This is a genomic window from Bradyrhizobium sp. 482_C4_N1_8, assembly GCF_052075965.1.
Taxonomy (GTDB): Bacteria; Pseudomonadota; Alphaproteobacteria; order Rhizobiales; family Xanthobacteraceae; genus Bradyrhizobium; species Bradyrhizobium barranii.
Genome location: NZ_CP197231.1, coordinates 204882 through 227593 on the forward strand (window position 1 = coordinate 204882; position 22712 = coordinate 227593).

A 22712-nucleotide genomic window follows, 5' to 3' on the forward strand; every position below is an offset into this window, starting at 1 on the left:
ACAGATGCAACGCTAGAGCATGAGCTCCAGGTCTTTCCTGAGCACGACCTGGCCATCGCGCTCTACAACATAAGTGGCCTTGTAGGAGCCGCGTTCCCACCCCCCGGGAGGTCGCTTCTTCCCCGCAAAGAGCATGAATTGCGCCTTGTTGGCCTGAAGTGGTGCAGACCGATTTTCCGCGATGACGTTGTCGAGGGGATCCTTGATGAGCAGCCATTGCGCGTCGCCCGCCTTCAGCCCGATAGCCCGCACGAACGCGACGATCGCCATCGAACCGACGGACGGCTTTTGGCTCTCGGCACTGCCGTCCTCGATGAGTTCCATCGTGACCGGCCCCGTCGTAAAGCCCGCATTGAGGATGGCTCGTTCCTGGTACTCGAGTTTCGGGCGGAGGGCAGCAAGCCAGAGCGATTGACCGCCCTCGCAAGACTCGGGGCGAACGCCGTACGCAAAGGGATCGACCACCGCGCCATTGTGCCTCACGGTGAAATGCAGGTGAGGATACTCCGTGAGGCCGGAGAGACCGACACGGCCGAGCGGCTGTCCTAGGTCGACCTTGTCTCCAGGCTTGACCGACACACTGCCGGCGGCGAGGTGGCAGTACTGGGTTTCCCACTGCTCCGGATGTTCGATGACGACGCCATTGCCACATTCGGCCTCGCGCACCGCTTCGCGTCCCGATTTTGTGAAAGCGCCGTCCGGCGCGTCATTGCGTGTACGAAGAATACGGCCGCCTGCCGCCGCGCGCACGTCCACGCCGGCCCTTTGCACCGGCAGTGAGGGCAAACGAAAATCGGTGCCGTTGTGGTCGTCATAAGTCAGCGTGCCGCATTTGTAATCTCGCGCCGACCGCGACGGATCGAGATCCGTGTAATTCTGGATGTAGCAGGTGCGGCCAGGCTCGCAGGCAATCGGCAGCGCCAATTGAATGCTCTGGGCATGGGCAGGGAAGCCGGCCCCGGCCAATGCCAGGGCAGCGAACATCCGGTAGAGGAAACCTGCGCTGCCCATGCGCCTCGACATCGCGGAGAACCCCGTACTCATTCAGGCGAATGCTTGCCGGCCGTCCGCAATCTCATCGGACCCTCTTCGTCCAATCGACAATCGGAGGCCGACCGGCTCACCCAGTTCTCGCGCCTGCCAGCGCCAAAAGGCGATTGGGTGAGATGATACAGAAGAAAGAACTCCGACTGTCGGTTGATCCCCAGTTTGAGCATGATCCTCTTGGTGTAGGTTCGCACCGTTGCCTCGGTCAGCCCAAGCTCGGCTCCAATATCGCGAGGGCACTGGAATTGAAGAATCCGGGCGACGATTCTTTCCTCAGCCCAGTTCAAGCCAAAGGCAGATGCGATGCAGTGCGCGCCCTGCACGTCATCGAATTGCGGCACGACGATGAGGGCCTGTCCCAGCTTGTCATGCGTTGGAACAGCGCCGATCTTGGCGAAGGCGAACTGCTGACGATCCGTCGAAAGCGGTACCGTAGTGTTGAACCATCCATGAGTCCCGCTCTCGATGAGCACTTTCCCGATTGCCCCCCGCAAGCTCTCGGTCACGGAAGCGCATGAGCCAGCAAGCCTGCCTCCTTCCATCCTGAGCAACTCGCGCTTGGCAAGCAGCACGCGTCCACCACGATTGACTGCGTAAATGTGCAGGCCCTGGTCCACGACGATGGCGGGAAAGGTCAGCTCTTCGAGCCAGAGTTGCGCATCGACCTGCCCCGGCGCTTGCCGGGCAAGTGAATGAGCAGCCTTCCATAACGGGCGCACGGTATGCGCCAAGCCCGGAATCTCCGATGCCGCAAGCGCGGCCGGTCGCCATCCGGCCACGAACACGACCGTGGTTCGCTCATCGGAAGCAAACCTGCCAATGACTGAATGACTCTTTACCGGGGGTTCCGCGCCGATCAACTTGCGGACGAAGGAGGTCCGGGAATTGATCGGCTCGAGCGAGGCGACGTCCTCGGCTGTACCCTTGCGCGCAAATCGCTCAACCATCGCCGCGCATGACGGATCGGCAGGAGCATCTCCGATCCTGGCTTCTTCCAGCCCGGAGGCGGATAGCATGGCTACGTAGCAGCTCCGGCAGCCGAGCAATTCCGCCATGGCCTTTGCGAAATATTCCATTGCGGCCTGTTGCGGGCGTGGCTCCGGACAAGACCCAGACGGACCGCATCCGTCATTGCCTTGCTTCGAGGCGCGCTCGACGCAATCGGAACGAAAATCATCCTGTGCGGAAGGTAGTGCCTTACTGCACTCATGCACGGTCGCCTCCCTCATAGGCCGGCCCACCCCTTACCAGCGCTTAATTCTCCCTGAACGCACGGTTGATCCGTAACGTCATCGGCTGCAAAAGATATTCCGCAAAGGTTCGTTCCCCCGTCTCGACAAATATCTCGACAGGCATTCCAGGCATCAATGTGGAGATGTAGGAGGCCGTCGGCGCGTTGGGGTCCAGCTCAACCTCGGCCAAATAGGAGCTGTCGCCGGAATGGGTGTCGGTCAGTGCGTCTGCCGCAACGCCGACGACCCTTGCCTCGAGCATCGGCCGGCGGCGAATGTTCAGCGCGTGAACTCGCACACGCGCCATCTGTCCGACATAGACCTCTTCCCGATCGGCAGGCTTCAATGTCGCCTCGATGACAAGCCGATCTTGCATCGGAACGATTTCCAAAAGGGTTTCCCGAGGTCCAAGCACGGCATTAAGGTCCCTGCTGTTGAGGCCGACGATCCTTCCACTTTCCGGGGCACGCAATTCAGACCGGACAAGCTGGGCACGCAACGCGGCAATTCGATGTCTGAGGTCGCCGATCTCCTCGCTCGTCGCATGCCGCTGCTTGGCGATATCCTGATTTTGGTTGAACCCCAGTTGCCTGCGTCTGTCCTGCAACTCCGCGATCTTGCCCTGCATCTCCGAGATTGACGCGGCATTGCGATCGACCTGTCCGGTGGCCTCGGCTTCGGCCCGTTGCAAGGCCAGCAAACGTGGTTTCCGGGCGAGGCCCTTTGCGAGGAGATAACTCGTGTCGGCGATCTCTTCCCGCAACAGCTTGAGTTGCTGTTCAAGTCCTTGGGTGTTGCTCTGCAGGCCGCGGATGGTGTCCGCGTTTTGCAGCATCTGCTGATCGATCACCTTGCGCTCGTTCTCAATCGCGGCCAGTCGCGCGGCAAATTCGGCCTCCTGGGTTTGAATGGCGATACGTGCGGAGAGACGCGTTGCACTTTCCCGCAATTCGTCCGGAAACCGGATTGACTTCGCACCGTCTTGCTCCGCCGCCAGCCGGGCCTCCATCGCCAGATCAGCAAAGAACTTGGTTTCGAGGGAACCAAGGCTCCCTTCGATCTGCGCGGTGTCGAGCCGTGCAATGAGTTGACCGGCTTCGACGTGATCGTTCTCCCGGACATAGATCGATTTGATGATTCCGCCTTCCAGATGTTGCACCGCCTTGCGCTTCGAATGGACCTTGATGAATCCTGGTGCCACGACGGCGCCGCGGAGCGGAACCGTGGTTGCCCACAAGCCGAAGCCGCAAAATTGCAGGACGAGCAATACACAGCCCCATGCGATGATCCGTCGCATGTCGGATCGCGGTTGCTCCGTCGGCCAGGTCTTCGACGGACCTGCAACAGGCGCGGACATCGCGGAGGCATGACCGGTCTGCGTCATGGAATGACCCTCCTGCCTGGCAACCTCTGAGGTTCGACATTGCGCGGGAGCCCTGCCGAACCCGGTACCGGTGCCGGCCGCTGGGCGCGAAGTACGTCATATGGCGGTCCGAAGGCGACCTGGTTGCCGTCCCTCAACAGCAGCACGGCATCGGCGATGGTCAACAGCCGCGGCCGGTGGGTGACGATCACCGACGCCGCGCCGCGCGCTTTGGCCGATTGAATGGCGGAGCACAACGCTTCTTCGCCGTCCGGGTCGAGATTGGCATTGGGCTCATCCAGCAGGATCAATTTGCGATCGCCGAAGAAGGCGCGGGCAAGACCAATGCGCTGACGCTGGCCACCGGATAGCCTGCAGCCGTCGCGGCCGATCTCGGTCTGGTAGCCGGCCGGAAGGGACAGGATCATCTCATGCGCCTGCGCGAGCATGGCCGCGGCGACGATGGCCTCGTCCCGTGCGTATTCATCAAACCCGGCAATGGCTTCGGCCACCGTTCCTTCCAGGAGCTGCACGTCCTGGGGGAGATAGCCGACGAATTGCCCAAGCTGGTCGGGATCCCAGGTATGGAGTGCTGCGTGGTCCAACCGGATCGTACCGCTGGTCGGCCGATCGAGGCCTGCCATCAAGCGCAGCAATGTGGATTTTCCGGCGCCGGTCGGCCCGATCACGACGACAAGCTCGGACGGCCGGCATTGAAAGGATATGCCCGCGAGAATGGGACGCTGCGTCCCGCCAATCCGGAATGTCACCCGCTCTACCTTGAGCATGCCGGCTGGCGGCGGAAGCAACGTCTTCCGCGGACGCGCAAGCACCGGCATCGCGGCGTTGCAGACTTGCGTCCACGCGTCCTGCGCAGATGCCAACGCGCGCCAGGCCGAGACCAACCCTTCCATGGGCTGCAACGTGCGCGCTATCAGGATCGAGCTCGCGATCAGACTGCCGGACAGCACCTCGTTCTGGAGCACGAGCCAGGCACCGCAGCCGATCGCGGCAATCTGCAGGATGGTCCTGACCATTCGCGCGGCGGCGCTAATCGTGTAGATGCGTTCGCTGGCCCGCACCACCGGAGACAGGGCTTCGTCATTGAGGCTCATGAACGCGCGGATGGCGCCCCGGGTCCAGCCCATCGCCCGCACCACGCTGGAGTGCCGGACGATTCCATCGAGCAACGCCTGCGTCTTCAACGCCGCTTGCGAAGCCTGCGCAATTTCCCCGCGCGCGATCCAGTGGCTTGCAACACCCATCGCCAGCAGGACCCCCACCCCGATCAGGGCTATGACGCCATACCAGGGGTGCAGGAAGAACAGGATGAGAATAAACACCGGGAGGAACGGAGCATCTATCAGCGATGTGACCGTTCCGCTCGACAGGAAAGTTCTCAACTCGCGAAGCTTGACCAGATCGTGCTGCCGGCCGTCGCCCGGCGCCGCGCCGGTGATGCTGCCTTCAAGGATGATCGGAGCGAGGCAGTGCTCGAACCCGACCGCGAACCGGCTCAACAGGCGGTTACGAAACGTGTCGAAGGCGGCGCTGAAGGCGAGAGCGCCGACGGCGATGACGGTGAGGCCGACAAGCGTCTCGACGCTTCCGCTGCTGAGCACGCGGTCGAACACTTCGATTGAATAGAAAGGTACGACCAGCAGCAGCAGGTTTACGGACACGCTGAAACAAACGATCCACACCAATGCGAATCGTCCCGGAATCAAGGCCACCAGCAATCTCTGACCAGATGCTGGGATCACACCACGGTTACGCGAATACATAACTTGCCGGCACTATCACTGACTGAAATGAGGGCGGGGCGGCCTGACAGCCGCCCCGCTACTAGTCGGCGCTAGACAACGTCAACGGCCGTATAACCGGCGGCAGTGTTGATTTCGGCGATCGACTCGAACGGTGTCGCGCCGCCCGTGATGCCATCGAGCTGAATGGCGCCGAAGCCGAAATCCAGCACGGTGTTGGTGCCGTCGTCGTCCACTACCACTGTAGCCGGGTCAAAGCCTGGCGGAGCGTCGACAACAACGGCATCGCCATCGGCAAAGCTGAGATCGGTGACTTCATCGTTGCCGAAGTTCGTAGCTGTGTTGTCGCCGAAATTGTGCGTATCGGTACCAGCACCGCCCGTCAGCACATCATCGCCGAGTCCACCGTTGAGGACGTCGGCGCCATTGCCGCCGGACAACTCGTCATCGCCGTTACCGCCGTTCAGGGTGTCATTGCCGGCGCCGCCCGACAGGATGTCAGCCCCAGCCCCGCCGTTCAGGACATCGGTGCCGTCGCCGCCATCGAGCGTGTCATCTCCGGCGTCGCCGTCGAGCGTGTCGTTGCCGGTTCCGCCGCTCATTTCGTCATCACCGGCGCCGCCGCTCATGGCATCGTTGCCCGCGCCGCCGGCCATCTCGTCGTCTCCGGCATCGCCGAACATCGTATCGTTACCGGCGCCGCCGTCCATGATGTCGTCGCCCGCGTCGCCGTGCATGGTGTCGTTGCCATCGCCACCGTTGAGCGTATCGGCGCCCAAACCGCCGTTCAGGATGTCGTCACCGGTACCGCCGTTCAGCAGGTCATTGCCAAGTCCGCCGTTCAGCGTGTCGTTGCCGGCATCGCCATTCAGAGTGTCATCTCCGAATCCACCGTTGAGTAGGTCGTTACCGTCGCCGCCATTCAAGACGTCATTGCCGGCGTCGCCGCTCAACGTATCGTCGCCGGCGTCGCCCCACAGGGTGTCGGCACCCGCGCCGCCATGAATGTCATCATTGCCGTCGCCGCCGTGGATGCCGTCGTCGCCGGCGTCACCAAAGAGCTGATCAGCGCCGGTTCCGCCATCGATGGTGTCGTTGCCCTGGTCGCCGTGGATGATGTCGGCGCCGGCATTTCCGTTCAGCGTGTCGTCGCCCGCGCCGCCGTTGATCGTGTCGTCGCCGGCGCCACCGGTGATCGTATCGATACCGGCATTTCCATCAAGGATGTCGTTGCCGGCACCACCATCGATGGAATCATTGCCCGCGCCGCCGCTTACGTCATCATTGCCGTCCAGGCCAGTAATGGTGTCGTTGCCTTGAAGGCCAAAGATCTGATCGTCTACATTCGTGCCAGGCAACACATCGTCGCCTGCTGTTCCGATGATCAGTGCCATGATCTTCACTCCCTTTGCATGGAAATGCGCGATGCGGGTCGCCTTGCGGCCCGTCACGGACGTCGCAGATTTCGGGTTGGCTTGATGCCCATCACCGATCGATGTGGGCTCCGATCAAGCAACCTTGGATGAAACGAGAGCGATCCAGCAATCCCCATTTGGGGACAAAAGAATACGGCAAGCTGGTGGACCCAATGACGGCCACGGTCTTCGTCTCAGGCGCGAACGACCCTCAGGCGTTCAAGCGAATGAGTCCGTCAAGGTGATGCAAGATGATGTCGACGTGAGTGCGAGCGGAGATGTCCGCGACGCTCTCCTGATCGCGTGCGATGATCGCACGCGCGTGCTGTCCGCGAGAGCCGGATGATGCTCGCGTCAATCCAGGATAGGTTCTCGCGACGATCCGTCTTCAGGGCTGCGGGCCGTCATAGCCCTCGATGATGATGAGGTCGGCGATGGAGTGCGGCTGGCGCACCTTGATGTTGGCCTGGTATTCCGGCGAGTTGTAGCAGGCGATCGCGGTCTCGTAGTCGGGAAATTCAATCACGACGTTGCGCGAGCGGCTGGCGCCTTCGACGGTGGTGAACTTGCCGGCCCGAACGACGAAGCGGCCACCCCATTTCTTGAAGATCGGACCGTTGGCGACGGCATAGGGCTTGTAGCCCTCGTCGCTGCTCACATCCACGCGCCCGATCCAGTAGCCCTTTGCCATTGTTCTTCTCCCTGTTTGTCGGTCTCTATCTAAGCATGATCCGACCGGAAAACCGCTGCGCGGTTTTTCCGAATCATGCGCCGAGCGCCTGCGCGATCTCGGCCTGGATGGCTTCAGCGATCGCCTTGGGGTCGGCGGCTTCCACCACCGGCCGTCCGACGACGAGATAATCGGCGCCCGCGGCAATTGCGCGGCCGGGCGTCATGATGCGTTTCTGGTCGCCGCTCGCAGAACCCGCCGGCCGGATGCCGGGGGTGACGAGGCTCATCTGGTGGCCGACGATCTTGCGCAAGGCGCCGACCTCCTCGGGCGAGGACACCAGCCCGTCGACGCCGAGCACCTGCGCCTGCTGCGCGCGCGCTTCGACCAGCTCGGAGACGCTGAGCCGATAGCCGGCCGCATGCAGATCGTCGTCGTTGTAGGACGTCAGCACCGTGACGGCGAGAATCTTCAGGCTCGCGCTACCGCGGCCTTCGACCGCGCCCTTCATGGTCTGCGGATAGGCGTGCACGGTGACGAAGGTAGCACCCAGCTTGGCCACGCTCTCCACACCACGCGTGACGGTGTTGCCGATGTCGTGCATCTTGAGGTCGGCGAACACCTTCTTGCCCTTGTCGGCGAGCTTGCCGATCAGCGGCAGGCCGCCGGCATAAGCGAGCTGATAGCCGATCTTGTAGAAGGTGACGCTGTCGCCGAGCCTTGCGATCATCGCCTCCGCGGCGTCAACGCTGGGAAGGTCGAGCGCAACGATCAGGCGGTCCTTCGGGGCGATCTCGGCTGGCGTCATGTCACCTCACATCATGCGTTGGGAAATGTCGATCAATTGCCGCGCCAGCTCCTTCAACGCGGCGATGTCGCCCTCGTTCTTGAGCCTGTCCATATCGTCATAGGCCTGGTCGGCAAAGGCGAGCGTGAGCTGGCTGGCAATCACGTTGGCGTGGCAGGAGGTCAGGATCAGCCGCAACGCCTGGAGCGCACGGGCCGCACCGAGCCGGCTCTGCGAGGCGCCGGCGAGCGCGAAGGCGCGGTTGCGAAACACGTCGCCGCGCGTCTCGTGCAGCTCATGTACGCGGCTGACCCAGTCGATCGCGTTCTTCAGCAGCGGCGGCACCGAGGCGTTGTATTCGGGCGAAACGATCAGCACGCCATGATGCGCGCCGATCATGCGCTTGAGATTGATCGCGTGCTTGGGCACGCCGGACTTGGCCTGGAGATCGCCGTCGTAGATCGGCAGCGGAAAATCGGCGAGCGAGATACGGGTGACGTCGACGCCGGCCTGGGCGAATTCATAGGCGGCGACCGCCGCCAGCTTCGCATTGTGCGAGCCGGTGCGCAGCGAGCCGGGAATGACCAGGATTTTGGGTGCGGACATCCACTTCCATGCGTTCGGCGAAACGAGTCCGCCGCGCAAAAGGGAATGCCGACGGAATTAGTCCTTGCGATACACCCAGACGCGGGCCGGCGGAAGGTTCATCCAGATCCGTTCCGAGGCCTCTGTGGACACGCCGGGCAGCGATTTCGGGATCGGCGGCACCACCGCATAGGTGAACTGCACGAAGGGCGCGCCCGGGGTCAGCGCCGCGAAGGCGTCGCGGACCAGCCGGAGCCGCGTCAGCATCGGTTTTGTCACGAGCGGCAGGCCGGAGACGACGGCGGAGGCCGGCGCGCTGAGCACGTTCCAGAGCGTGTCGCGCAGGCGATAGGCATCGCCCTGCACCACCTTGGCTTGCGGATAGCGGTCGCGCAGCAAGGCGCAGAAGCCGGGATTGTATTCGACGAGGACGAGGCGCTTCTGGTCGACGCCGCGCTCGACCAGGGCCGAGGTGATGGCGCCGGTGCCGGGCCCGAGCTCGACCACGGGTGCGTCTGAGTTGACGTCGACGTAATGCGCCATGGTCCGGGCGAGCAGCTTGCCCGAAGGCATCACTGCACCCATGTGCAGCGGCTTTTCGATCCACGACCTTAGAAAGCGCACCTCGTCGTCGAGACGGGGCTTCTTCAACGCACGCGCGGACGATGGCAATGGCATGTCGGGACCGGACGGGACCGCGGGACCGCGGCGTGTCAGAAAATGGTCATAAACAGGTATAGGCCGAAGGCGATACGGTCAAGACGAGTCAGGTCGCCCGATTACTGAATAGATCCTTGACCTTGGCGAAGAAGCCGACGGATTCAGGCTGGGTATTGCCAGAGGAGAGCTTTTCGAATTCCGCCAGCAATTCCTGCTGCTTCTTGGTGAGATTCTGCGGGGTCTCGACGGCAACCTGAACGTACATGTCGCCCATCTGGCGCGAGCGCAGCACCGGCATGCCTTTTGATGCAATGCGGAATCGGCGGCCCGACTGGGTTCCGGCCGGCACCTTCACCTTGGTTTTGCCGCTGTCGATGGTCGGCACCTCGAATTCGCCGCCGAGGGCGGCCGTCACCATCGAGATCGGCACCCGGCAGTGCAAATCGGCGCCGTCGCGCTGGAAGAGCTGGTGCTGGGCCAGCGACAGGAAGATGTAGAGGTCGCCGGGCGGGCCGCCGCGAACCCCGGCCTCGCCTTCGCCGGCGAGCCTGATCCGGGTGCCGTCCTCGACCCCCGGGGGAATGTTGACCGACAGCGTCCGCTCGCGGGTGACCCGGCCCTGGCCGGAACAGGACGGGCAGGCATCCTCGATCATCTGGCCGCGGCCCTGGCAGCTCGGACAGGTGCGCTCCAGCGTGAAGAAGCCCTGCGACTGCCGCACACGGCCGGCGCCGCCGCAGCTCGAGCAGGTCTTCGGCTTGGTGCCGGCCTTGGCGCCGATGCCCGAGCAGGCCTCGCAGGTGACCGAGACCGGAATCTCGATCTGCGCGGTCTTGCCGCCAAAGGCTTCCTCGAGCGTGATTTCCATGTTGTAGCGCAGGTCGGCGCCACGCTCGCGGCCGCCGCGGCCGCGCTGCCCGGCCATGCCGAACAGGTCTTCGAAGATGTCGGAGAAGGAGGAGGCGAAGCCCGCACCGAAACCGGCGCCGCCGCCGCCCTGCTCGAAGGCCGCATGGCCGAAGCGATCATAGGCCGCGCGCTTGTCCTTGTCCTTGAGGACCTCGTAGGCCTCGTTGATTTCCTTGAACTTGACTTCGCTGGTGTCGTCCCCGGGGTTGCGGTCCGGGTGGAATTTCATCGCAAGCTTGCGGAAGGACGATTTCAGGACGGAATCGTCGGCAGTGCGTTCGACTTCGAGCGTTTCGTAATAGCAGCGCTTGGTGGACGTGGACATGTTGAACTCGGTCTATCCAATCGCGATTCAAGTCGGAGCGGAACAACGTCGCCAGGAGACGATATAGGCAGCCCTTTGCTTCGCGGCAGAGGGCGGCACGGCGACGTTCATCATAACGGCCGGGAATTGATCGATCGTAACGGGGACACACCCCGCCGAGCCCGACACGACGGCCTCCCCCGTGAGGGGGGAGGCCGGTAGCGCGTGTGGGGTCCAAGCCGTCCGCATCATCACCCTCTTGGGGATCAGGCGGACTTCTTGTTGTTCTTGTCGTCGTCGACTTCGGTGAATTCCGCGTCGACGACGTCGTCCTTGGCCGCATCCTTCTTGGCGTCGGCCTCGGCCTGCTGCTTGTACATGGCCTCGCCGAGCTTCATCGAAGCCTGGGCCAGCGTCTGGGTCTTGGCCTTGATCGCCTCGGCATCGTCGCCCTTCAGCGCTTCCTTGAGGTCGCTGACGGCATCCTCGATGGCGCGGCGCTCGGGCTCGGCGACCTTCGAACCGTGCTCGGCGAGAGCCTTTTCGGTCGAGTGCACCAGGCCATCCGCCTCGTTCTTGGCGGTGACGGCCTCGCGGCGCTTCTTGTCCGCCTCGGCGTTGGCCTCGGCGTCCTTGACCATCTTCTCGATGTCGGCTTCCGACAGGCCGCCGGAGGCCTGGATGCGGATCTGCTGCTCCTTGGCCGTGGCCTTGTCCTTGGCCGAGACGTTGACGATGCCGTTGGCGTCGATGTCGAAGGTCACCTCGATCTGCGGCATGCCGCGCGGAGCCGGCGGAATGCCCATCAGGTCGAACTGGCCGAGCATCTTGTTGTCGGCCGCCATTTCACGCTCGCCCTGGAAGACGCGGATGGTGACCGCGTTCTGGTTGTCCTCGGCAGTCGAGAACACCTGGCTCTTCTTGGTCGGGATCGTGGTGTTGCGGTCGATGATGCGGGTGAACACGCCGCCCAGCGTCTCGATGCCCAGCGACAGCGGGGTCACGTCGAGCAGCAGCACGTCCTTGACGTCGCCCTGGAGCACGCCGGCCTGGATCGCGGCACCGATCGCCACGACTTCGTCCGGGTTGACGCCCTTGTGCGGCTCCTTGCCGAACAGCTGCTTCACGACTTCCTGGACCTTCGGCATGCGCGACATGCCGCCGACCAGAACGACTTCGCCGATCTCACCGGCGGTGACGCCGGCATCCTTCAGCGCCTTGCGGCAGGGCTCGACCGTCTTCTGGACGAGGTCGTCGACCAGCGCCTCGAACTTGGCGCGGGTGAGCTTCATCGTCAGATGCTTGGGGCCGGTCTGGTCCGCGGTGATGAAGGGCAGGTTGATCTCGGTCTGCGTCGTCGACGACAGCTCGATCTTGGCCTTTTCAGCGGCTTCCTTCAGGCGCTGCAACGCGAGCTTGTCGTTGCGCAGGTTGATGCCCTGCTCCTTCTGGAACTCGTCGGCCAGATAACCCACGAGGCGCATGTCGAAGTCTTCGCCGCCGAGGAAGGTGTCGCCGTTGGTCGACTTCACCTCGAACACGCCGTCGCCGATTTCGAGAATGGAGATATCGAACGTGCCGCCGCCGAGATCGTACACGGCGATCGTGCCGGTCTTGGTCTTGTCCAGACCATAGGCGAGCGCGGCCGCGGTCGGCTCGTTGATGATGCGCAGCACTTCAAGGCCCGCGATCTTGCCGGCGTCCTTGGTCGCCTGGCGCTGGGCGTCGTTGAAGTAAGCGGGAACGGTGATGACGGCCTGGTCGACCTTCTGGCCGAGATGGGCTTCCGCGGTCTCCTTCATCTTCTGCAGGATGAACGCAGACACCTGCGAGGGCGAGTAGGTCTGGCCGTCGGCCTCGACCCAGGCGTCGCCGTTGGAAGCCTTCACGATCTTGTACGGAACGAGCTTCTTGTCCTTCTCGACCATCGGGTCGTCGTAGCGGCGGCCGATGAGGCGCTTCACTGCGAAGAACGTACGCTCGGGATTGGTAACGGCCTGGCGCTTGGCAGGCTGGCCGACGAGGCGCTCACCGTCGTCCGTCACGGCGACGATCGAAGGCGTCGTGCGCATGCCTTCAGAATTCTCGATGACTTTGGCGTTCTTGCCATCCATCACGGCGACGCACGAATTCGTGGTGCCGAGGTCGATCCCAATGACCTTTCCCATGGTCCTGATATCCTTGTTTTTGCGGCAGGTTGGCTGGGCCCAAGAGGCACCCGCTCCAAACCCCCTAAGATCAAACATCCGCGATATTGCGATGGTTGACGCTCATATAGGAGGGGGGGAGGGGCCCGCAAGGACCGAACGCAAGTTTCGGCCATGAAAACATTGGGTTTTGGAAGATCATATCCGGGCTCAACCGCCCTTGCGGGTGATGAATTATTAACAGGTTCAGGCGTCAGCCGGCCCCCGCCACCGTGATCTGCCCGCCCTGTTACCGGCGGGCCAAACCCGTTAAAAGGCGGGCGGCCGGACCGCCGCCATCAAGGCGGCTTTGCGCGACAAAGCGGCCCAATGGCCGACCATCGAACGGCCTCAATGTGAACCAATCAGAGTGCCCATGAAGCTCATTCGCCCCCTCGCCGCGCTCGCCGTCCTCGTCGCCACAGCGCTTCCGGCCTTTGCGGCCGATGCCGTTTTCCCGCCCGGCCTGCGCCTCGGCATGGTGCCGCTGGTCGGCCTGAGCACGGCCAAGACGTTTCCGGGCTTCGAGAGCGAGGACGGCAGCGTCAAGGTGCTGATCACCGAGCTGCCGCCGGCGGCCTATGGGGAGGTCGTGAGCGCCTTCAATTCCAATCCCGGCGGCACCGCCGGCGTCAAGCAGGACAAGATCGAGACCCCCGCGGGTCTTGCCTATTTCACCATGGAAAGCGGCAAGGCCGGCGAGACGCCGGTGAAGCGCTACTCGATGATCGTGCCGGGCGCCGGTTTCTCCGGCTATGTCGCGGTGCAGATCCCGGAGAACGCAACCAAGATCTACACCGACGAGGCGGTGCGGCAGATGTTTGCGAGCGCCGTCACCCGCAAGCAGGTCTCGGCCGAAGAGCAGATCGGGCTGATGCCGTTCAAGATCACCGATCTCGCCGATTTCAAGGACATCCGCACCCTGGCGCCGGGCTCCAGCATCATCCTGGCCGACGGCAATGAGAGTTCGGGCTATGAATCCAAGCCGTTCATGATCCTCGGCCTGATCGGCGCCACCCCGCAGCAGGCCGACGACCGCGCCCGCTTTGCCCAGGAGGCCGCGCTCCAGATCCCCGGCGTGCGCGAATCCCGCGTCACCATGTCGGAGCCGATCCGCATCAACGGCCAGCAGGGTTTCGAGACCCGGATCGACGGCGTCAGCGGCAAGGACAAGACGCCCGTGACCGTGGTGCAGTGGATCCGCTTCTCGAGCGGCGGCGCCTCGCTGCGCATCATCGCCAGCGCCCCGCGCGACCAGTGGTCGGCCGCCTTCACCCGCTTCCGCGCTGTGCGCGACGGCATCCAGCCCAAGGGTTAGTCTCAAGGGTTAGTCCAAGGGTTAGCCCAAGCGCTGGACAGAGCCGGCTGCATTTTCGGGCTTCTGTTCGTATACGAACGGAACTAGGCTTCCTTCCATTGGATCATCCTGGAGGGAGGCGAACGATGCTTGATCGACGACAAATCCTCGCGGCGCTTGGGACAAGCGCTCTCGTAGCCCTTGCTCCAACCGCGCTCCTTGCGGCCGCATCGATCAAGCCGGACGATGCCTCCGCGCTGCTCGTGATCGACGTGCAAAACTGCTTCCTGCCCGGCGGCAGCCTCGCCGTGAAGGAAGGCGAGCAGGTCGTTCCCGTCATCAACAAGATGGCGAAAGCCTTTGCGAACGTGGTGATGACCCAGGACTGGCACACGCCAGGCCACATTTCATTTGCGTCGGTGCACTCCGGCAAGAAGCCGTTCGAGACCGTCGATCTCCCCTACGGCAAGCAGGTGCTGTGGCCCGACCATTGCGTGCAGGGCACCGACGGCGCCGCGCTGTCGAAGGATCTTGCGATTCCGCATGCCGAGCTCATCATCCGCAAGGGTTTTCACAAGGACGTCGACAGCTATTCGGCCTTCCTCGAAGCCGACGGCAAGACCTCGACGGGCCTCGCCGGTTACCTGAAGGGCCGCAAGATCAAGCGCGTCTTCGTCGCCGGCCTCGCGACAGACTTCTGCGTCGCCTGGACCGCGCTCGATGCGCGCAAGGCGGGCTTCGAGGTCTATGTGGTGGAGGACGCCTGCCGCGGCATCGACACGCAGGGTTCGCTCGCAAAAGCCTGGGCCGACATGGCCAAGGCCGGCGTGAAGCGGATTCAGTCCGCGGATATCGCGGTGAGCGCGTAAGCGGCGCGAAAAGCTGCCAAACCCTCATCCTGAGGAGCGTGCTCCTTAGCACGCGTCTCGAAGGATGAAGGCCGAGCTGCAACAGCCGGGCCTGCATGGTTCGAGACGGCGCTGACGCGCCTCCTCACCATGAGGATCAACCAGTGCGCCGCTCAGTTCACTTCGTTGCTGTTCGCAGCCGGTGCAGCCTTCGTGCCGCCCTTGGCGACACCGACCAGCGCCGGGCGCAGCACGCGCTCGCCGATGGTGTAGCCGGCCTGCATGACCTGCACGACGGTGCCCGCAGGCACCGACGCATCCGGCACCTCGTACATCGCCTGCTGGAAGTTCGGGTCGAACTTCTGGCCCTGCGGATCGAACTTCTTGACGCCGTGCTTTTCCAGCGCATTGAGCAGCGAGCGCTCGGTGAGCTCGACGCCCTCGATCAGCGAGGTCAGGCCGGGATCGGCCGCGGCACGGGCCTCGGCCGGAACGGCATCGAGCGCACGCTGGAGATTGTCGGCGATGTCGAGCACGTCGCGGGCAAAGCCGGTGATGCCGTAGAGGCGGGCGTCGGCGACCTCCTTGGTGGTGCGCTTGCGCAGATTTTCCATCTCGGCCAGCGTCCGCAGCATGCGGTCACGCGCCTCGGCGGCTTCCTTCTGCAACAGCTCGACCGAGCCGGGCTCCGGATCGTCGGGCATGATGTAGGGTTTTGACACCACGGGCTCGTCGGTCGGTGGGGTAGTGTCGTCGGGCTGCCGGTCTCGATCGGTCATCGGCTCTCTTCTCGAACTCGTCTCAAGGGATTGTTGGCCCGGATATCGTGCCTAAGCTCACGAAAATCAAGCGCCCGTGATCGGAGGAAACGCCGGTCAGCCCCCCAGGAGGCGGCTGACGATGCGCGCGGCGTAGTCCACGGTCGGGATTACGCGGGCATAATTCAGCCGCGTCGGCCCGATCACGCCCAAAACGCCGACGATGTGGCCGGCGGCATCCCGATAGGGTGAGATGATGGTGGAGGAGCCTGACAAGGAAAACAGTTTGTTCTCCGAGCCGATGAAGATCCGCACGCCCTCGGCGGTCTCGGCGCGTCCCAGAAGGTCGATCACGCCGCGCTTGGTCTCGAGATCGTCGAACAGCAGGCGAACGCGCTCCAGATCCTCCAGCGCGTGCAGATCCTCGAGCAGGTTGGCGTGGCCGCGAACGATCAGCTGGCGGTCCTCGTTCTCGCCGCCGGACCAGCTCGCAATACCGGCCGAAATCACCTTCTGCGTCAGTTGGTCGAGTTCGGCGCGGGCTTCGCCGAGCGCGGTTTCGAGCTCGAGCCGCGCCTCGGCCAGCGTGCGGCCGCGAATCCGCGCATTGAGGAAATTACCGGCTTCCGTGAGCGCCGAGGAGGGAACTCCCGGCGGCAGCGACAACACGCGGTTTTCGACCTGACCGTCCTCGCCGACCAGGATCACCAGCGCCTTTTCGGGTTCCAGCCGGACGAATTCGATGTGTTTCAGCCGCGCATTGGATTTCGGGGTCAACACGACCGCTGCGGCGCGGGTGAGACCGGACAGCCGCGTCAGCGCCTCCGACAGCGCCGCCTCGACCGATTGGGCGTGACCCACCGACGTCAACTGGCTCTGGATCGACTGCCGCTCGGCGTCATTGAGGTCGCCGACCTGCATCAGGGCGTCGACGAAGAAGCGTAAGCCCAGTTCCGTCGGCAATCGGCCGGCGGAGGTGTGGGGCGCATAGATCAGGCCGAGCTGTTCCAGGTCGGCCATGACGTTGCGGACCGAGGCCGGCGACAGCGGCATCGCGATCAGCCGCGAAATATTGCGCGACCCGACCGGCTCGCCGGTCGCGAGATAGCTTTCGACAATTTGACGAAAGATGTCGCGGGAACGCTCGTTGAGCTGGGCGAGGCCTGCGCGCGGCGCGATCAGATGGATCGGATCGTGATGGGCCACGGACGGTAACTCCTCTCAGACGCTTATAATTTGTCCATCCCGGAGGGTTCTGACAAGCGTGGCGTTTGCGGGGTGGAAAACTGGGGGTGAAAAAGCCTTGCCGCCCACCCTCACCCCACCTACAAGCACCGCGAATAGCCCTTTTCCGAGAGTTTTGGAGGATTTCCCATGCGGCCAAGCCGCCGTGCGCCCGACGAATTGCGCCCCGTGACGCTGGAGCGCGGCGTGGTCAAATATGCGGAAGGCTCCTGCCTGGTGAAATTCGGCGACACCCATGTGCTGGTCACCGCCACGCTGGAAGACCGCCTGCCGCCGTGGCTGAAGGGCCAAGGCCGCGGCTGGGTCACCGCCGAATACGGCATGCTACCACGCGCGACCTCCGAACGCACCCGCCGCGAGGCCTCCGCGGGTAAACAAAGCGGCCGTACCGTCGAGATTCAGCGCCTGATCGGCCGCTCGCTTCGTACCATCGTCGATCTCGAAGCGCTCGGTGAGCGCCAGATCACGGTCGATTGCGACGTGCTCCAGGCCGACGGCGGCACGCGCACGGCCTCGATCACCGGTGCCTGGGTCGCGCTCGCCGATTGCATCAACTGGATGAAGGCGCGCAACATGATCAAGGCCAAGGTGCTGCGCGACAACGTCGCCGCGATCTCCTGCGGCATCTACAACGGCACGCCCGTGCTCGACCTCGACTATGCCGAGGATTCGGAAGCCCAGACCGACGCCAATTTCGTCCTGACCGGCGATGGCCGCATCATCGAGGTGCAGGGCACCGCGGAACGCGAACCGTTCACACAAGACGAATTCCTCGCGCTGATGGCGCTGGCCCAGAAGGGCATTGCCCGTCTCGTGGACTTGCAGAAACTGGCCGTCGCGTAGTCAATAGGCCCATGCACCGCCGAATCACCGAAAAGCTCGTCATCGCGACCCACAATCCCGGCAAGCTCGCCGAGATGAAGGAGCTGCTCGCGCCTCACGGCATCGAGGCGGTGTCGGCCGGTGAGCTCGGCCTGCCCGAGCCCGACGAGACCGGCAACGATTTCCGCAGCAATGCCGCGATCAAGGCGATCGCGGCGGCGCAGGCGACCAAGCTTCCCTCCTTCGCCGACGATTCCGGCATAGTGGTCGACGCGCTCGATGGCGCGCCCGGCATCTACAGCGCGCGCTGGGCCGGTCCAGCAAAGGATTTTACCGCCGCGATGGCGCAGATCGAGCGCCTGTTGCAGGAGCGCGGCGCCACCACGCCCGACAAGCGCACCGCGCATTTCGTATCCGCGCTCTGCGTCGCCTGGCCCGACGATCATCTCGAAGAGGTCGAGGCGCGCGTCGACGGCACCTTGGCCTGGCCGCCGCGCGGCACCGCCGGCTTCGGCTATGATCCGATGTTCCTGCCCAATGGCCACGATCGCACGTTCGGCGAGATGACCAGTATCGAGAAGCACGGCCTGCCGCCGCTTGGCCTCGGCCTGTCGCATCGCGCCCGCGCCTTCGTGAAACTGGCGGAGATCTGCCTTGAGCCGCGCTAAGCAAGCTTTCGGCGTCTATGTACACTGGCCGTTCTGCCTGTCGAAGTGCCCCTATTGCGACTTCAACAGCCACGTCCGCCACGCCGCGATCGACGAGACGCGCTTCGCTTCAGCTTTCGCGCGCGAAATCGAAACGACCGCACAGCGTGCGCCCGGGCGTGAAGTCACCTCGATCTTCCTCGGCGGCGGCACGCCTTCACTGATGCAGCCCGCGACCGTCGGCGCGGTGCTCGATGCCATCGGCAAGCACTGGCACGTCGCCAGCGATGTCGAGGTCACGCTCGAGGCAAACCCGACCAGCGTCGAAGCCACGCGTTTTGCCGGCTATCGCGCCGCCGGCGTCAACCGCGTCTCGCTCGGCGTGCAGGCACTCGACGATGCCTCGCTGAAAGCGCTGGGCCGGATGCACAGCGCCCGCGAAGCGCTCGACGCTGTCGCCATCGCGCGCCGCTCGTTCGACCGCTACTCCTTCGACCTGATCTACGCACGCCCCGACCAGACACCGGCGATGTGGGCCGACGAGCTGCGTCTCGCGATCGATGAAGCCGCGGAGCATCTGTCGCTCTATCAATTGACGATCGAGGAAGGCACGCCGTTCTTCGGCCTGCACCAGGCCGGCAAATTGAAGACGCCGGACGAAGCCGTCGCGCGCGCGCTCTATGACGTCACGCAGGAGACCTGCGACAAGCTCGGCCTGCCCGCTTACGAGATTTCAAATCACGCGCGGCGCGGCGCCGAGTGCCGGCACAATCTGGTGTATTGGCGCGGCGATGAATATGCCGGCATCGGCCCCGGTGCCCATGGCCGCCTCGACATCGACGGGATCAGGCACGCCACCGCCACCGAGAAGCGCCCCGAAGCCTGGCTGATGCGGGTCGAAACCAACGGCCACGGCAACGTCACCGACGATCTCCTCAACAGCGAGGAGCGCGCCGACGAATTTCTGCTGATGGGGCTCCGCCTCGCCGAGGGCATCGACCCCGAGCGCTACAGCGCGCTGTCGGGCCGCCCGCTTGATCCCAAGCGCATCGCGCTGTTGCGCGAGGAGGGCGCGATCATCGTGGATGCGACGGGGCGCTTGCGGGTCACGAGCAGCGGATTTCCGGTGCTTGATGCAGTGGTCGCGGATCTGGCGGCATAGCGAGCTGCCGTAGCCCGGATGGAGCGCAGCGTAATCCGGGACGCTTTCGCCACTCGGATAGAACCCGGATTGCGCTGCGCTCCATCCGGACTACGAAGCCATCAAGCCCCAAAACTCTTCGGCGAGCCCGCGACCGCCACGCCACCACCTGTCGTCACCTTCATCACCGCTAACCCACGCTCATTCGTGCCATCGGCGCGGAAGCGGAACAGGCCGTCGATGCCGGCGAAGCCGGAAGGGTTGGTGAGCACATCCGGCGAGAAGCGCGTCGGGCCCTGCGTGCGCGCGAGCGCGGCGACGAGGGCGACCGCGTCATAGGCGAGCGTCGCGGTGCGGATCGGCTCGGCACCGTATTTGGTGCGATAGCGGCCGGAGAAGGCGCGGAAGCCGGCCGGGTCCGGCGCGGCGTAGAGACCGCCTTGCAAGTTTGCATTGGCATAGACGCGCGGATTGTCCCACAGGCCGGTGCCGAGCAGCTGGATGTTGCGCAAATTCGCGCCTGCGGCCGTCATCGCATCGGCCACCGCGACGACGGCATCGCCGTCATCGGCGATGAACAGCGCATCCGCGCTGCCGAGCTGCTGCGCCACGGTGCGTGCCGGCGTCGCGCGATCGGCGCCGTATTTCTCGAAGGCGACAATGCGGCCGCCGCGCCGCGGCACCGCCGCCTTCACCGCGGCCTCGACGACATTGCCATAGGCATTGTCGGGCACGAGCACGGCGACGGAACGTTTTCCGATGCTGGCGGAATATTCGACTATGCGGTTGACGTCGGACTCCGGCAGGAAGCTCAGCAGAAAGACGCCGCGGCCGGCGATGCTGGAATCGGTCGAGAACGCGATCACCGAGATGCCGCGCGTACGCGCGACCTGCGCCACCGCCGGCACCGACTGCGCGAACAGCGGGCCCAGGATGATCTCGGCGCCCTCGTCGACCGCCTGCTGCGCGCCCGCCTGGGCGCCTTGCGGGCTGCCGTTGTCGTCCTTGATCAGGAGCTGGATGTTGGGATTCTGGAACTCGGCCAGCGCCATCTCGGCGGCGTTGCGCATCGACTGCGCGGCAAGGCCGGCATTGCCGGCGGCCGAGAGCGGCAGGATCACGGCAACCTTCACCCCGCCGCTGCCGGCGGTGGTGGCCTGTTGCGGCGGTCCGGCCGGCTGAGCCGGGGCCGGGGAGGAGCTGCTGAACGGGTTGGAGAACTGGCTGAGACTCTGCTGCACGCCGGCGCAGGCCGACAGCAAGGGGGCGCCGAGTAACAGGCCGAGTGCGCTCCGCCGGGTCGCCCCCGATAATCGGGAGCCCTGAACGGGAGATTTAGGATCGCGCGGGCCCAGCATCACAACTTCTCTTCTGACCGACCGTCGGCCGGCCGGTCACAACATTCTTTCCACGACACAAGCCGCGGATTCAGGCATATTGTCGGCAAATAGTTAACTAAAACAAAAGGATAATGACCACTTAACGCGGCCACACCTCAAGCCCTGGCTAGCTGTCCACCATCCGTCACCCGCATCAAGGCGGCGTTTCCGCCGCGAATGTGGCGCCGACGCTTCATTCCCTCTGCAATGTGATGCCGGATGGATCACATTCCAGTCCTTCCTCACCCCTGACCTGGCGCGATCTTTTTCCGAGGACCGGTTCCCAGCCCCCGGGATCATGCCTAAGTTCGATTCATTATGCGCGTAAAGCCGAGCCCGATAAATACACCTGAAGCGACGGATCCCGCCTCGCGCGGTTTCTCCATCGACGCCCATCGGCTGACGGCGCCGAAGGCGGCGCCGGGCCTCCATCTGGTCGCCACCCCCATCGGCAATCTCGGCGACATCACGCTGCGCGCGCTTCAGACGCTCGCCGGCGTCGACGTCATCGCCTGCGAGGACACCCGCATCACGCGGCGCCTGACCGAGCGCTACGCGATCACGGCGCAGCTCAAGCAATATCACGAGCACAACGCGGAAGCGGCGCGTCCGAGGATCCTGGAGGCGCTGGGGCAGGGCGGCTCGATCGCGCTGGTGTCGGATGCCGGCACGCCGCTGATCTCCGACCCCGGTTTCAAGCTGGTGCGCGAGGTCTGCGCAGCCGGCCATGCGGTCTACGCGCTGCCCGGCCCGTCCTCGGTGCTGGCCGCGCTGTCGGTCGCCGCATTGCCGACCGACCGCTTCTTCTTCGAGGGCTTTCTGCCGGCGAAATCCGCCGCGCGAAAGTCGCGCCTTGCAGAGCTCGCCCGCATCGATGCGACGCTCGTGATGTTCGACTCCGGCAACCGCGTCCAGGACACGCTCGCCGAGCTTGCCGAGATCATGGGGACGCGCGAAGCCGCGATCTGCCGCGAATTGACGAAACTGCACGAGGAAATTTCGCGCGCCCCGCTGCAGGAGCTGGCACGCGGAGCGGACACGCTGGAGACGCGCGGCGAATTCGTGCTGGTGATCGCGCCGCCTGCGGCGGACGCGGAGCTGCTGACCTCGGATGCGCTCGACGGCCTGCTGCGCGAGCAGCTCGCCGCGCACAGCGTCAAGGATGCCGTCGCGCATGCGGTCGCGCTCTCGGGCCGACCGCGCCGCGAGGTCTATGCCCGCGCGCTCGAGCTCGCAAAGGACCTGAGGGACGGCGATGGCGAAGACTAAGGGCGCGGAACCGAAGGTCGCCTCGCCCGAGCGCGTCGCCGCGTTCCGCACCGGCATCTCCGCGGAGAGCCGCGCCGCCGCCTATCTCATGGCCAAGGGCTACCGCATCCTCGCCAGGCGCTACCGCACCCCACATGGCGAGATCGACATCGTGGCGCGCCGCCGCAACCTGATCGCCTTCGTCGAGGTCAAGGCCCGCGCGACGCTAGATGACGCCGCCTTCGCCGTGACCCCGCGCCAACAGCAGCGCATCATCGACGCCGCGCAAGGCTGGCTCGTGGCGCATCCCGAGCATGCCGAATTCGAACTGCGATTCGACGCCATGCTGATTGCGCCGCGCTCACTTCCGCGCCATGTGTTGGCGGCATTCGACGCCTCGACCTGA

21 protein-coding genes are annotated in these 22712 nt (G+C 64.4%); 7 read left to right on the forward strand and 14 right to left on the reverse strand.

Annotated features, from left to right (window positions below; all coding sequences use genetic code 11):
* Positions 1-12: 12 nt before the first annotated feature.
* The 11 genes from AB7Z56_RS00910 to dnaK form a co-directional block, all read right to left on the reverse strand.
* On the reverse strand, positions 13-1011 hold the full coding sequence (locus tag AB7Z56_RS00910; RefSeq protein ID WP_283017901.1) for a M23 family metallopeptidase: 999 nt from the start codon (positions 1009-1011) through the stop codon (positions 13-15).
* 29 nt (positions 1012-1040) lie between these two features.
* Positions 1041-2123, reverse strand: a complete 1083-nt coding sequence (locus AB7Z56_RS00915; protein ID WP_283017902.1) for a helix-turn-helix transcriptional regulator — start codon at positions 2121-2123, stop codon at positions 1041-1043.
* 178 nt (positions 2124-2301) lie between these two features.
* The gene (locus AB7Z56_RS00920) at positions 2302-3663 is read right to left on the reverse strand and encodes an HlyD family type I secretion periplasmic adaptor subunit (RefSeq protein WP_354124757.1); all 1362 of its coding nucleotides are present in this window, start codon (positions 3661-3663) and stop codon (positions 2302-2304) included.
* Complete coding sequence (locus AB7Z56_RS00925) at positions 3660-5375, reverse strand: type I secretion system permease/ATPase (protein WP_231145447.1); 1716 nt, start codon at positions 5373-5375, stop codon at positions 3660-3662. Before AB7Z56_RS00925 ends, AB7Z56_RS00920 begins: the two co-directional genes overlap by 4 nt.
* Before the next feature lie 122 nt (positions 5376-5497).
* Entirely contained in the window at positions 5498-6799 is a 1302-nt protein-coding gene (locus tag AB7Z56_RS00930; RefSeq protein ID WP_231143746.1) for a calcium-binding protein, read from the reverse strand.
* A 409-nt stretch (positions 6800-7208) separates the two neighbouring features.
* A complete protein-coding gene (locus tag AB7Z56_RS00935; protein ID WP_063980243.1) occupies positions 7209-7511 on the reverse strand; it encodes a DUF1330 domain-containing protein in 303 nt (100 codons plus the stop codon).
* Positions 7512-7584: 73 nt separating this feature from the next.
* Entirely contained in the window at positions 7585-8298 is a 714-nt protein-coding gene (pyrF, locus tag AB7Z56_RS00940; protein ID WP_063980244.1) for an orotidine-5'-phosphate decarboxylase, read from the reverse strand.
* Between the two features lie 6 nt (positions 8299-8304).
* A complete protein-coding gene (locus AB7Z56_RS00945) occupies positions 8305-8883 on the reverse strand; it encodes an NADPH-dependent FMN reductase (protein WP_063985970.1) in 579 nt (192 codons plus the stop codon).
* Between the two features lie 57 nt (positions 8884-8940).
* A complete protein-coding gene (locus tag AB7Z56_RS00950) occupies positions 8941-9540 on the reverse strand; it encodes a class I SAM-dependent methyltransferase (RefSeq protein ID WP_028148799.1) in 600 nt (199 codons plus the stop codon).
* Between the two features lie 88 nt (positions 9541-9628).
* A complete protein-coding gene (dnaJ, locus tag AB7Z56_RS00955) occupies positions 9629-10756 on the reverse strand; it encodes a molecular chaperone DnaJ (protein ID WP_063980245.1) in 1128 nt (375 codons plus the stop codon).
* Between the two features lie 245 nt (positions 10757-11001).
* Positions 11002-12903 (reverse strand): molecular chaperone DnaK, encoded by a 1902-nt coding sequence (gene dnaK, locus AB7Z56_RS00960; protein WP_028148797.1) that lies wholly within the window; start codon positions 12901-12903, stop codon positions 11002-11004.
* A 394-nt stretch (positions 12904-13297) separates the two neighbouring features.
* On the opposite strand from dnaK, the gene AB7Z56_RS00965 reads away from it, so the two are divergent.
* Together AB7Z56_RS00965 and pncA are read left to right on the forward strand one after the other, a co-directional pair.
* On the forward strand, positions 13298-14239 hold the full coding sequence (locus tag AB7Z56_RS00965; protein ID WP_063980246.1) for a hypothetical protein: 942 nt from the start codon (positions 13298-13300) through the stop codon (positions 14237-14239).
* A 125-nt stretch (positions 14240-14364) separates the two neighbouring features.
* Positions 14365-15087: a bifunctional nicotinamidase/pyrazinamidase gene (pncA, locus tag AB7Z56_RS00970; RefSeq protein ID WP_028155509.1), complete on the forward strand. Its 723-nt coding sequence runs from the start codon at positions 14365-14367 to the stop codon at positions 15085-15087.
* A gap of 152 nt (positions 15088-15239) precedes the next feature.
* Here pncA and grpE read toward each other — a convergent pair whose 3' ends face one another.
* Positions 15240-15845, reverse strand: a complete 606-nt coding sequence (grpE, locus tag AB7Z56_RS00975) for a nucleotide exchange factor GrpE (protein WP_063980247.1) — start codon at positions 15843-15845, stop codon at positions 15240-15242.
* Between the two features lie 96 nt (positions 15846-15941).
* Positions 15942-17030: a heat-inducible transcriptional repressor HrcA gene (gene hrcA / locus AB7Z56_RS00980; protein ID WP_063980248.1), complete on the reverse strand. Its 1089-nt coding sequence runs from the start codon at positions 17028-17030 to the stop codon at positions 15942-15944.
* A gap of 168 nt (positions 17031-17198) precedes the next feature.
* Between hrcA and rph the strand changes: the two genes are divergently transcribed.
* The 3 genes from rph to hemW are packed head-to-tail and all read left to right on the forward strand — an operon-like array spanning position 17199 to position 19700.
* Positions 17199-17912 (forward strand): ribonuclease PH, encoded by a 714-nt coding sequence (gene rph / locus AB7Z56_RS00985; RefSeq protein WP_014490830.1) that lies wholly within the window; start codon positions 17199-17201, stop codon positions 17910-17912.
* Between the two features lie 11 nt (positions 17913-17923).
* Positions 17924-18559: an RdgB/HAM1 family non-canonical purine NTP pyrophosphatase gene (gene rdgB / locus AB7Z56_RS00990; RefSeq protein ID WP_063980249.1), complete on the forward strand. Its 636-nt coding sequence runs from the start codon at positions 17924-17926 to the stop codon at positions 18557-18559.
* The gene (gene hemW / locus AB7Z56_RS00995) at positions 18546-19700 is read left to right on the forward strand and encodes a radical SAM family heme chaperone HemW (RefSeq protein ID WP_063980250.1); all 1155 of its coding nucleotides are present in this window, start codon (positions 18546-18548) and stop codon (positions 19698-19700) included. Before rdgB ends, hemW begins: the two co-directional genes overlap by 14 nt.
* Before the next feature lie 101 nt (positions 19701-19801).
* Here hemW and AB7Z56_RS01000 read toward each other — a convergent pair whose 3' ends face one another.
* Entirely contained in the window at positions 19802-21037 is a 1236-nt protein-coding gene (locus AB7Z56_RS01000; RefSeq protein WP_063980251.1) for a penicillin-binding protein activator, read from the reverse strand.
* A gap of 339 nt (positions 21038-21376) precedes the next feature.
* Between AB7Z56_RS01000 and rsmI the strand changes: the two genes are divergently transcribed.
* Complete coding sequence (gene rsmI, locus AB7Z56_RS01005; protein ID WP_063980252.1) at positions 21377-22327, forward strand: 16S rRNA (cytidine(1402)-2'-O)-methyltransferase; 951 nt, start codon at positions 21377-21379, stop codon at positions 22325-22327.
* A complete protein-coding gene (locus tag AB7Z56_RS01010; RefSeq protein ID WP_063980253.1) occupies positions 22314-22712 on the forward strand; it encodes a YraN family protein in 399 nt (132 codons plus the stop codon). The genes rsmI and AB7Z56_RS01010 overlap by 14 nt, the downstream gene beginning before the upstream one ends.